This window comes from Bordetella genomosp. 8 (genome assembly GCF_002119685.1).
GTDB lineage: Bacteria > Pseudomonadota > Gammaproteobacteria > Burkholderiales > Burkholderiaceae_B > Bordetella_C.
Window position 1 is genome coordinate 485,957 of the sequence record NZ_CP021108.1, and the last position, 11,763, is coordinate 497,719.

10 protein-coding genes and 1 tRNA gene are annotated in these 11,763 nt (G+C 62.8%); 4 read left to right on the top strand and 7 right to left on the bottom strand.

Annotated elements, in window-relative coordinates:
• The first annotated feature begins 1 nt into the window (after position 1).
• Together hxsB and hxsC are read left to right on the top strand one after the other, a co-directional pair.
• On the top strand, positions 2-1,477 hold the full coding sequence (gene hxsB / locus CAL12_RS02195) for a His-Xaa-Ser system radical SAM maturase HxsB (protein WP_086062984.1): 1,476 nt from the start codon (positions 2-4) through the stop codon (positions 1,475-1,477).
• Positions 1,471-2,652, top strand: coding sequence for a His-Xaa-Ser system radical SAM maturase HxsC (gene hxsC / locus CAL12_RS02200; RefSeq protein ID WP_086067629.1), 1,182 nt, complete (start codon positions 1,471-1,473; stop codon positions 2,650-2,652). Before hxsB ends, hxsC begins: the two co-directional genes overlap by 7 nt.
• Positions 2,653-2,927: 275 nt before the next feature.
• Here hxsC and CAL12_RS02205 read toward each other — a convergent pair.
• Positions 2,928-3,012 (bottom strand) — tRNA-Leu (locus CAL12_RS02205).
• Positions 3,013-3,305: 293 nt separating this feature from the next.
• Between CAL12_RS02205 and htpG the strand changes: the two genes are divergently transcribed.
• Entirely contained in the window at positions 3,306-5,213 is a 1,908-nt protein-coding gene (gene htpG, locus CAL12_RS02210; protein ID WP_086062985.1) for a molecular chaperone HtpG, read from the top strand.
• A 328-nt stretch (positions 5,214-5,541) separates the two neighbouring features.
• Here htpG and CAL12_RS02215 read toward each other — a convergent pair whose 3' ends face one another.
• From CAL12_RS02215 to CAL12_RS02230, 4 genes are read right to left on the bottom strand one after another with little or no spacing between them, the layout of a single operon-like run.
• Positions 5,542-6,849 (bottom strand): MFS transporter, encoded by a 1,308-nt coding sequence (locus CAL12_RS02215; RefSeq protein ID WP_086062986.1) that lies wholly within the window; start codon positions 6,847-6,849, stop codon positions 5,542-5,544.
• A 23-nt stretch (positions 6,850-6,872) separates the two neighbouring features.
• Entirely contained in the window at positions 6,873-8,021 is a 1,149-nt protein-coding gene (dgoD, locus tag CAL12_RS02220; RefSeq protein WP_086062987.1) for a galactonate dehydratase, read from the bottom strand.
• Positions 8,018-8,689 (bottom strand): 2-dehydro-3-deoxy-6-phosphogalactonate aldolase, encoded by a 672-nt coding sequence (locus CAL12_RS02225; RefSeq protein ID WP_086062988.1) that lies wholly within the window; start codon positions 8,687-8,689, stop codon positions 8,018-8,020. Before CAL12_RS02225 ends, dgoD begins: the two co-directional genes overlap by 4 nt.
• A 19-nt stretch (positions 8,690-8,708) precedes the next feature.
• On the bottom strand, positions 8,709-9,713 hold the full coding sequence (locus tag CAL12_RS02230) for a 2-dehydro-3-deoxygalactonokinase (protein WP_086062989.1): 1,005 nt from the start codon (positions 9,711-9,713) through the stop codon (positions 8,709-8,711).
• A gap of 145 nt (positions 9,714-9,858) precedes the next feature.
• On the opposite strand from CAL12_RS02230, the gene CAL12_RS02235 reads away from it, so the two are divergent.
• A complete protein-coding gene (locus tag CAL12_RS02235) occupies positions 9,859-10,731 on the top strand; it encodes an IclR family transcriptional regulator (RefSeq protein WP_442857329.1) in 873 nt (290 codons plus the stop codon).
• A 74-nt stretch (positions 10,732-10,805) separates the two neighbouring features.
• On the opposite strand, the gene ampD is transcribed toward CAL12_RS02235, so the two are convergent.
• The gene (gene ampD / locus CAL12_RS02240) at positions 10,806-11,390 is read right to left on the bottom strand and encodes a 1,6-anhydro-N-acetylmuramyl-L-alanine amidase AmpD (RefSeq protein WP_086062991.1); all 585 of its coding nucleotides are present in this window, start codon (positions 11,388-11,390) and stop codon (positions 10,806-10,808) included.
• A 73-nt stretch (positions 11,391-11,463) separates the two neighbouring features.
• Entirely contained in the window at positions 11,464-11,763 is a 300-nt protein-coding gene (locus tag CAL12_RS02245; RefSeq protein ID WP_086062992.1) for a PP0621 family protein, read from the bottom strand.

Here is an 11,763-nt window from a genome sequence, read left to right on the forward strand (position 1 = left end):
CATGAGCCGATTTCAGCCAATAGCGTTTTTCAACAGGCAGCCTACAGGCGCGACGGCCAGTTACGACCTACTACCGTTCCGCTTCACTGAGCTCGATGAAGAGCGGTATGTCGCCACAAACTTGTCTGGCGAGTACATAGTGCTCTCGCGCGATGCACTTCATCGGTTCGCGAACGGCGAGTTCAACGCATACGACCCTCAATACATAGAGCTACGGTCCCGCCACTTTCTTTCGGACTCCCATTCCAAGATGGGCGCCGACCTGTTAGCTATAAAAGTTCGGTCGCGGTATCAACGGCTGGCAGATTGGACGGGCCTTCACATTTTTGTGCTGACGCTGCGTTGTGAGCATGCTTGCCCGTATTGCCAAGTATCTCGGCAGTCTGATGACAAAGACGCGTTCGACATGTCTCACGAGCACGCAGACAAGGCCATTCAGCTCGCTCTTCGGTCGCCGAACAAGGCAATCAAGATTGAGTTCCAAGGAGGGGAATCTTTCCTGAACTTTGAGCTCATGAAACATGTCGTAGTTGCCGCGAAAGTCGCGAACTCTAAACTAGCTGAGCCGAAAGACCTCGCGTTCGTTGCGGCGACAAACCTAGCCGTCATCACCGATGAAATGCTTGCATTCTGTGCCGAGCATGCGATAACGATCTCGACATCGCTGGATGGCCCGGAAGAGCTTCATAACCAGAACCGGCCACGACCCGGCAAAGATTCCCACCAGCGAGTTATTGAAGGAATCGAGAGGGCCAGGAGATGGCTCGGACGAGACAAGGTCAGCGCACTGATGACGACTACTCAGGCCAGCCTTGGTAGCGTTCGAGAAATCGTCGACGAATATCTTGCGATGGAGTTTCAAGGGATATTCCTTCGACCGCTTTCCCCCTACGGCTTTGCCGTAAAGACCAAGCTCTATCGCGCCTACGACGCAAAGCGTTGGCTGCAGTTCTATGACGAGGGGCTAGACTACATCATTGAACTCAATAGGAGAGGAGTTGCCTTCCGCGAATACTATGCTTGCACAATCTTAGCCAAGATGTTCACCAGTGCCGATCCTGGCTACGTCGACCTGATGTCTCCTGCGGGAATCGGGATCGGAGCTGTGGTCTACAACTATGATGGCGCCGTGTACGCGAGCGATGAAGCGCGGATGCTGGCTGAAATGGGTGACGAGACTTTCAAGCTGGGAACCGTTGATGATTCTTTCGACGCTTTGTTCACAAATGAGACGTTGCTTCGCGCTTTGGACGAAAGTTTTGCTTACTCGTCACCTATGTGCCATGACTGCGCTTTCGAGCCATGGTGTGGCTCCGATCCGGTGTTCCATTGGGCACAGCAAGGAGACGTAGTTGGCCGCAAGCCCGAAAGCGAATTCTGCGAGCGGAACATGCACATATTCCGGGGTTTAGTGCGGCGCATGGAGGCCGACCCATTTGTTCGCAGACTCTTTATGAAGTGGGGAGCCTCATGCTAAAGCTTAGAGAAAAGGCCAGAGTGCATAACGCTTCGCTCGAAACCCCCAGATTAGTGTCGGTGACGAGCAGGGAAGATCTTCCCACTTCCATGAGGAGTAGGTATGCGCTCCTGATTCCGATTGATCATCCGCCCTTCGCCGCGCCCGAAGGTTTCGCTTCTATCTTGGTTCTAGGCGGAAGCGAAGCGGGCGAAGAATTGCCAGTGCTGAGTGACTCAAAGAACGTTTTCCTCCTCTCGGAGGACTTCCAGTACTTGGCTGAAGGAGACATTGTCCGACTCAACCCGGAGAGCGGCAATGTGTCGACGGTTTTCCGCAAGAACACACCGAACAACTCCATTTTACTGACCGAGCGCTGCAACCATTTATGCTTGATGTGTAGTCAACCGCCCAAAGATGTCGATGATACATGGCTGTTAGAAGATGCCTTTGCTTTGGTTCGGATGATTCCAACAGATACCCCGAATATCGGCTTCACGGGTGGCGAGCCAACCACATACGGCAACCGTTTTATTGAACTCATTGAAATAACGAAGCGTAACCTGCCTAAAACGTCGGTCGATGTGCTAACCAACGGACGCGCTTTCAAGAGTGAGAGCTATGCGGCCAAGCTCGGGCGCGTAAAGCACCCAGATTTGCAATTGGGAATCCCGATCTACTCGGACGACCCGGTGAGGCACGACTTTATCGTCCAATCCGAGGGCGCGTTCGATGAAACTTTGCACGGGGTCCTCAATCTGAAACGGCATGGGGTGCGTGTCGAGATAAGAGTAGTCATTCATCAACAGTCGCTCCCGCGTCTTGTGCAAACATGTGAATTCATCGTTCGGAATCTCCTATTTGTCGATCACGTCGCACTTATGGGACTTGAGATTACCGGCTTCACGAGGGCCAATTTAGAACAGCTTTGGATCGATCCCTACGAGTATCGCGACACTCTATCCGAGGCAATCGGGGTGCTTAAAGCTTATGGTCTGTCCTGCTCGATATACAACCATCAGCTATGCCTTATCAATGATGATGTGCATGACGTCTGCCGACAATCGATTTCGGACTGGAAGAATGAGTTCCTGCCCGCGTGTGACGGATGCTCAAAAAGGCAGAGTTGCGGCGGATTTTTCTCGAGTCAAGTCGCGTTTAAGCGTAGCGAGCATATTGCTCCCTATGCGGCGTAAGGCGGTGTGCCTCTAAGATATGCGGCGTTACCGTCGGCGTAGTGTTGGTCCTCGGTGACCCAGACCGGCTGCCTGTAGTCGCTGATCGCGGGATGGGTAGGGGCCGAGCGAACATATATAGAAAATGCGATTTCTTATACATGTCGCCTGCGACGCGTATAAAAATCCGGTTTTTCTGTACACGTACGGCGAAGTCCGAGGGGTGCCCGCAGCTGTGCGGCGGGCAGGACGCATATAGTTGGCTCAGGATAGGCCAGTCGGCATATGGAATCTAATGGTGCCCGGGGCCGGAATCGAACCGGCACGCCTTGCGGCGGGGGATTTTGAGTCCCCTGCGTCTACCAATTTCACCACCCGGGCAGGTCGTGCGCGGGCGTCCTTGACGTTCGACGGACTGGGCAGATCCAGCGGAGGGACCTGCCACGGCCGTACAAACAGACGCCGCGTGGCGGAAAGGTCGGCATTATAGCTGACTTGCCGGCCGCTGCTGCCCGAGGCGGCAGGGCACCCGCAAACCAGTGCCCACCGGCGACTTGAAAAAACCTGCCGCGGCCCCATACTCCAGCCGGTCGGCCGCCTGGCGCTGAGCCGACCTATCCCGGCGGCGTCCAGGACGGCCGCCATCCCACCAACGCAGACACGAAGATTTCGACATGAGCGAAACCGCATCCCATTCCGCATCGGAGACCCTGGGCTTCCAGGCTGAGGTCAAGCAGCTGCTGCACCTCATGATCCACTCCCTGTACAGCAACAAGGAAATTTTCCTGCGCGAGCTGGTTTCGAACGCGTCCGATGCCTGCGACAAGCTGCGCTTCGAGGCGATCGACAACCCCGCGCTGATGGAAGGCGATTCCGAGCTTGGCATCCGGGTCGACTACGACAAGGCTGCTCGCACCATCACGATCTCGGACAACGGCATCGGCCTGTCGCGCGAAGAAGCGGTGGCCAACCTGGGCACCATCGCCCGTTCCGGCACCCGCGAGTTTTTCTCAAAACTAACCGGCGACAAGCAGAAGGACGCCCAGCTGATCGGCCAGTTCGGCGTCGGCTTCTATTCTTCCTTCATTGTGGCCGACAAGGTCACCGTGGTGAGCCGCCGCGCCGGTGCGCCAGCCGACCAGGCGATCCGCTGGGAATCGGACGGCCAGGGTGAGTTCACCATCGCCCAGGCCGAAAAGGCCGGCCGCGGCACCGACGTGACGCTGCACCTGCGCGCCGACGAAGACGAACTGCTGAGCAACTGGAAGCTGCGCGAGATCCTGCGCCGGTATTCCGACCATATCTCCCTGCCCATCAGCATGGCCAAGGAAGAATGGGACGCCGACAAGGGCGAACAGGTCCGCAAGGACGAATGGGAGACGGTCAACCAGGCCAACGCGCTGTGGACCCGGTCCAAGAACGACATCACGGAAGAGCAGTACCGCGAGTTCTACAAGCACGTCGCGCACGACTACGACGACCCGCTGGCCTGGACCCACAACCGCGTGGAAGGCCGCAGCGAATATACGCAGCTGCTGTACATCCCCAAGCACGCGCCCATGGATATGTGGGATCGCGATGCCCGCCGCGGCGTCAAGCTGTACGTCAAGCGCGTCTTCATCATGGACGACGCGGAGCAACTGCTGCCGATGTACCTGCGCTTCGTGCGCGGCGTGATCGACTCGGCGGACCTGCCGCTGAACGTGTCACGCGAAATCCTGCAGGAAAGCCGCGACGTGCGCGCCATCCGCGAAGGCTCGTCCAAGCGCGTGCTGTCGCTGCTGGAAGACCTGGCGGAGAACCGCAAGGACGACTACGCGTTGTTCTGGACGGAGTTCGGCACGGTGTTGAAGGAAGGCACCGGCGAAGACGTCTCCAACCAGGAACGCATCGCCAAGCTGCTGCGCTTCGCCTCCACGCATAACGAAGACGCCGCGCAGAACGTGTCCTTCGCCGACTACGTGTCGCGCATGAAGGAGGGCCAGGACAAGATCTATTACGTCACGGCCGACAGCTACGCGGCGGCCAAGAATAGCCCGCACCTGGAAATCTTCCGCAAGAAAGGCATCGAAGTCCTGCTGCTGTCCGACCGCGTCGACGAATGGATGCTGTCCTATCTGCGCGAGTTCGACGGCAAGTCGCTGGTGTCCGTGGCCAAGGGCGGCCTGGACCTGGACGCGCTGGCGGACGAAGAGGAAAAGAAAAAGCAGGCGGAAGTCCAGGAATCGCTGAAGCCGCTGGTCGAACGCCTGAAGACTGCCCTGGGCGACAAGGTCGCCGACGTGCGCGTCACCCTGCGTCTGGTCGATTCCCCAGCCTGCATCGTCGTCGGCCAGAACGACCTAAGCCCGAACCTGCTGCGCATGTTGAAGGCAGCAGGCCAGGAAGCCCCCACGGTCAAGCCGGCGTTGGAAATCAATCCGGAACACGGCCTGGTGGCCCGCCTGCGCGACGCCGCGGACGCCGATTTCGACGATTGGGCGAACCTGCTGCTCGACCAGGCCATGCTGGCGGAAGGCGCGCAGCTGGCCGACCCGGCGGCTTTTGTGAAGCGGATGAACGCGTTGCTGTTGAAGCAGTGACGAGCGCACGCGTTACCTAAAGGGGCGCTGAATTACCGGCCGGTAATTCGGCGCTTCTTTTTGTCCATTTCCACTTCTGATTACCGCTCGGTAATATTCGTCCGCGTCAGCCCTTTTTTGGCCAGTGAAATTACCGTACGGGAATTTCACCGAGCGACAGCAAGCCCACGCTCCACTTGCAAAAGGTGCTCGATCTAGCGGACCTCATCGGTTTGGAAATCGTGGCCCGACCTAAGCGGGGTGGCTTCTGATGCTCGATCGTGTGCTTGAACGGCTGTCGGATCAGAAGGACCAGGCGATCGGTGGCGATGCCTGAATGCCACGCGACCTACATCTCTATCCGCTCCACCTTCCCCACCAACAGGATGTACGACAGCGCTCCCAGCAGCGCCAGCGTAGCCACGTAGACGATGGCCGGGGCGAAGTTGTCCTGCGTGACCAGATACCCGATCACAATGGGCGTGCAGATCGACGACAGATTCCCGACGAAGTTGAACACGCCGCCGGTCAGGCCCAGTAGCCGCACAGGCGCCAGCGCGGAGACCAGCGACCAGGTGATCGACGCCAGGCCGTTGCCGAAGAAGGCCAGTGCAAGGAAGAAGATCACCCAGCCCGTCGAGTCGGTGTAGTTCGCGCCTATCATCGACGTCGAAATCAGCAGGCCCAGGATGATGGGCAGCTTGCGCGCCATGCCGACCGTGGCGCCGCGCCGGATCAGCCAATCGGACAGCACGCCGGAGCACAGCACGCCGATGAACGCCGCCAGGAAGGGCACGGAGGCCAGGAAGCCTGACTTGATGAAATCCATGCCGCGGTACTTCACCAGATAGGTCGGAAACCACGTCAGGAAGAACCATAGCGTCGAGGTCAGGCAGAACTGCCCCAGGTAGACGCCCCACAGCTTGCGGCGCGACATGACCAGCCCCAGGTCGGCCCAGGCGAAGGGCGTCTTCTTTTCGCTGGCGCGGCGTTCCAGGTCCACCACGCCGCCGCCCTGGCGGATCAGTTCGATTTCCGCCTCGTTGGCGCCGCGAAACTGGCGCGGTTCGCGGTAGACCAGGAACCACAGCACGCCCCACACGATGCCGATCAGGCCGGTGCTGACGAACACCATGTGCCAGCCGTAGTGATGCTGCAGCCAAGCCAGTACCGGTGTCAGGAATGCCAGCCCGACGAATTGGCCGGACGTATAGAAACCGATGGCCGTGGCGCGCTCGCGTTCGGGGAACCAGGTCGTGACGACGCGGTTGTTGATCGGATAGGCCGGCGCTTCCAGCGCGCCGACCGCCAGCCGCAGCACGAACAGCGCGACGAAGCTGCCCGCGAAGCCCATGAAAAAGGTTGCCGCCGACCACAGTATCAGCGCGATGGCATACAGCACGCGCGGCGCGACGCGGTCCACCAGCCAGCCGCCGGGGATCTGCATCGCCGCGTAGGTCCAGCCGAAGGCGGAGAGGATCAGGCCTTCGCGTACCGTATCCAGGCCGAACTCGTCGCGCAGCGCCGGCGCCGCGATGGATAGATTGCTGCGGTCCAGGTAGTTGATCACCACGGTGATGAACAGCATCACCATGATCAGATAACGCGTACGGCTAGGCTGCGCGCCGGGCAGGGCGCCGATGTGTGCGGTCTGCACGCTTGTCTCCTTTATCTATCTATTTACCATTCGGCGAAGCTGCCATCCTTGTGGCGCCACACCGGGTTGCGCCAGCGGTGTCCCACCGCGGCGCGTTCCTTGACGTATTCCTCGTTGACCTCGATGCCCAGCCCCGGCCCCTGGGGTATCGCCACCATGCCGTCGCGGTAGTCGAAGACTTCGCGATTGCTGATGTAATCCAGCAGGTCGTTGGCGGCGTTGTAGTGAATGCCCAGGCTCTGTTCCTGGATGAAGGCGTTGTAGCAGCCGGCATCGATCTGCAGGCAGGTGGCCAGCGCGATCGGGCCCAGCGGGCAGTGCAGGGCGAGGGCGACGTCGTAGGCCTCGGCCATCGCCGCGATCTTGCGCGTTTCGGTGATGCCGCCGGCATGCGACGGATCGGGCTGGATGATGTCCACGTAGCCTTCGGACAGGATGCGCTTGAAGTCCCAGCGGGAAAACAGCCGCTCGCCCAGCGCGATCGGCGTGGACGACAGGGGCGCCAGTTCCTTCAGGGCCTCGTAGTGCTCGCTGAGCACAGGCTCTTCGATGAACATCAGCTTGTAGGGCTCCAGCTCCTTGATCAGGACCTTGGCCATCGGCTTGTGCACCCGGCCGTGGAAGTCCACGCCGATACCGACGTCCGGCCCGACCGCATCGCGTACGGCGGCGACGTTTTCCAGGCACTTGCGCACCTTGTCGTGCGTATCGATGTACTGCAGTTCTTCCGTGCCGTTCATCTTGACCGCGGTGAAGCCGCGCTCCACCGCGGCCTTGGCGGCGGCCGCCGTATCGGCGGGCCGGTCGCCGCCTATCCACGAATACACGCGGATGCGATCGCGCACATTGCCGCCCAGCAGCTGGGAGACGGGCACGCCCAGCGCGCGGCCCTTGATGTCCCACAGCGCCTGGTCGATACCGGCCAGCGCGCTCATGTGGATGGCGCCGCCGCGGTAGAAGCCGCCGCGGTACAGCACGGTCCAGTGGTCTTCGATGTTGCGCGGGTCCTTGCCGACCAGATAGTCCGCCAGTTCCTCGACCGCGGCGGCGACGCTGTGGGCGCGGCCTTCCACGACGGGCTCGCCCCAGCCGACGATGCCTTCATCGGTTTCGATCTTCAGGAAGCACCAGCGCGGCGGAACGATGTAGGTGGTGAGCTTGGTGATTTTCATGCTTGCTGTCTCGTGGATGGATAGGCCTGGCGCCAGGCCGCGATGAAGTCGCGCGCGTTGGCGGCGACCTGGTCGGCGGTCATGCCGGGCTTGTACAAGGCGGAGCCCAGGCCGTAGCCCGATGCGCCGGCCCGGGCGAATTCGGCGATGCTGGCGGGCGTGATGCCGCCCACGGGCACCAGCGCCACCTCGGGTGGGATGACCGCGCGCCAGGCCTTGACGACGGCCGGGCCCAGCTGCTCGGCGGGGAACATCTTCAGCAGGTCGGCGCCGGCCGCCAGCGCGGCGAATGCCTCGGTGGGCGTGGCGACGCCGGGGCAGCAGGCCATCAGGGCCGATTTGGCCGCGCGGATGACCTGCGCGTCGCTGTGCGGCATGACGACGATTTCGCCGCCGGCGCGAACGATTTCCGGGCAGATGGCGGGATCCAGCACCGTGCCCGCGCCGATCATGCAATCCAGCGGCAGGGCCTGGCGCAACTGGCGGATGCTTTCCAGCGGCTCGGGCGAGTTCAGCGGCACTTCGATGATGCGAAAGCCCGCTTCGTAAAGGACGGTGCCGACGGCTTCGGCTTCCGTGGGCTTGATCCCGCGCAGGATGGCGATCAGGCCGCACTGCGTCATGGCGGTCTGCAAGGGCGATTGCGCGGTTTTCAGGACGGGAGGCATGGCGATTCCTCGTTGCGGTTCAGGGCTGGCGGATCAGGCCGGCCGATACGGCAAGCCGCCACAATCCGCGTTCGGCGGCTAGTCCGGCCAGGGTGGGAGCGGCCAGGCCGAAATGCGGCAAGGCGCTCGCGTAGCGGCGACACAGGTCCTCGTCGCCGCACAGGACGATGCGCGACGGCATGCCGCGGGCATCCAATAGCGCGCGCAGCGCGGCGGCTTCGTGCCCGATCAGCAGGCCGGACAGGTAATCCGGCTGGGCCTGGGCGGACAACTGTCCCGTCAGGCCCAATGCGCGCGTGCTGAAAATCGTCGACAGCACGCCGCCCTGGCCCAGCGCCGAACCCGCGACTTCCAGGCCGCGCTGGAAGGCGGCATCGTCCGGCGCGGCGGGATCTTTCATCGTCCGGCCCAGGATCGTGTGGCCGCGCAGCGCGGCGTAGACCTCGCCGGTCATGAAGGTGTCGAACTCGACGATGCGCCCGCCGCGCACCCGCACCCATTTGCAGTGGGTGCCGGGCAGGCCGACCAGCAGGTCGTCGTCCACGGTGCCGCCAGCGCCGGCTTCGCTGTCGATGAGGCCGACGACCTGCGTTTCCTCGCCGCGCATCACGTTGGCCAGGCCCTGCCGTTGGAGCAGGCCGGGAATGATGTGCAGCATGGCGCCGCGATGGGTGTCGACCTTCGCCAACTGCGCGCCGATGCCGCGCGGGTCGGCGGGGACGTCCAGGTAAGGCGCCTGCGCCCAGCCCTGCGCGCTGCCCACCATCCCGCAGGCGATCACGGGCAGGCCCGGCTGCGCGCGCAGCCAGTCGCCGCACGCCTGTTCGAAGGCCAACTCGAAACCCACGGCGGCCGAAGCAGGCATCGGGCCGTCGGTCGAAGGCGCCGGCAGCCGCATGATTCCCCACGGCAGATGCCGCGTGTCCAGCACCCGGCCATCTGGGCCCATACGGTAGGCCCGCAACGAAGAGGTGCCCCAGTCCAGTGCGATGAGCACCGCGGAGTGTGTCGCGTCCGGATTCATGAATTCTTCCTTTTTTGTGTGTTGGTCCTTACTTGCCTCCTGGCCGGATTCTAGTACTCGTCGATGATTTGCTCAAAATATAGAATTTCGTCCCATATATAGGGATACAATGCGAATTCAACGTCACAGCCGGGGCGAGAGAGATCTGATCCGCGCCGTTGGGACGCTGGCCGTGCAGCAAAGGCGAGGCAAATCGGAAACAGCTGGGATGGATTCAACGAAACAGGCGGATCCGGCGTCGCAGACGCTGGGAACGCAGACCTTGATGCGCGGCCTTGCCGTCGTCCAGGCGGTCGCCGGGGGCGCGCGCGAGCTGCGCGACATCTGCGCCCGTATCGGGGTCGCGCGCAGCACCACGCACAGGCTCGCGAGCTGCCTGGTGCAGGAACGCTATTTACGTGTGCTGCCGGGTTACGGTTACATGCTGGGGCCGCGCCTAATCGAACTCGGCTTCCAGGCGCGGGAGGAAATTCCCTTGGCCACCCTGGCCCGGCCCTATCTGGACGAGCTGGCGCGGCTCAGCGGCGACACCATCCATCTGGCCGTGCGCGAAGGCTCGGACGCGCTCTACCTGGACAAGATACCGGGCAAGAAAGGGCTGGAGATGCGATCGCGGGTCGGTCACCGCATGCCGCTGGCCGTGACGGGCGTCGGCAAGGCCTTGCTGCTGGACGGCGACGAAGCGGAGTGGGTGACCATGCTGCGCGCCGGTGCGCCGGTGTCTCCCCAGGCGGCCGGCAATGTGCAGCCGGAAGACCGTTTCCTGGCGCGCATGCGCGAATACGCCCTGTCCGGCTATGCCTTCGATCTGGAGGACAACGAGCCTTCGATCCGCTGCGTGGCCGCGCCGGTGCGCGATGCGGCCCGAAAGATCGTCGCGGCCGTCAGCGTGTCCAGCACCATTCCCTACATGCCGATGGAGCGCATGCGCGAGATGGTGCCGGCCGTGCAATCGGCCGCGCACGGTATTTCCAGTGAATTGGGATGGCGGCCGCCGGAGACGGCGCGGGCCGCCTGATGGACGTGGCCCGCGCGCCGGCGCGGGTGTGACGCCTCGTGCTCCAGCCGGCCTCAAGCCTCAAGGCTTGAGGTTCAATCCTTGGCCCCGGGCAGCGCCCGCCTGGGGAAGCCGCACAGGTGGCCGAAGCGCGTCCATTCGAAGGCGGGACCGGGGTCCGTCTTGCGTACGGGCGCGATATCCGAATGGCCGCGCACCGCGCGCAGCGGATGGCGCACCGCGAGCGCGGGCGCCAGGCGCGCCAGGGCCGCGTACTGCGCATCGGTATAGGGCAGTACGTCCGTGCCCTCCAGTTCGATGCCGATGGAAAAATCGTTGCAGCGCTCGCGGCCGTCGAACCACGAGACGCCGGCGTGCCAGGCGCGCGCGTCCGTGCTGACGAACTGCACGACGTCGCCGTCGCGCCTGACGAAGAAATGCGCCGACACGCGCAGGCCGCGCAGCCGCTCCAGCCAGGGATGGGCGCCATAGTCCAGCGTGTTCAGGAACAGCCCGTGTACATGCGGGCCGCCGAATTCGCCCGGCGGCAGGCTGATGTTGTGGATCACCAGCAGCGATATCGTCGTCCCGTCCGGCCTCGCGTCATGATTGGGCGAAGGCGCGTGCGTCACGCCGCGCGCGGGTTTCAACCATCCATGCCGATCGAGTTGCAGCGCCATGCCGTACCGTGGTCCTTTTCCTGCGTTGCCGTAGTGGGTTGCGTTGGCCTGGGTTGCCGCGGTTCGGGCTGCCCTAGTATTTGGCCTCCAGCCTGGCGTGCTCCTGGCACCACGTGCGCCCATCGACCAGGGCGGCGTCCGAGCGGGGCAGGTGGATGCCGCAATGCGCGCAGCGCACCATCTGTTCGGCCGGCACGGCCCGGCGCGCGGCGCCCGATCGGCCCCGCGCGCGCTGCGCCCCGTTGCCGGCGGTGCTGTTCCTCGTGCCGCCAGCAGCATCGCGCGCCGCGTTGCGGGCGTTGGCGCGGGCGGCGATGCGCGCGATGGTTAGTGCCACCAGCACGACGATGATCCAGAAAAGTACCTTGCCCAC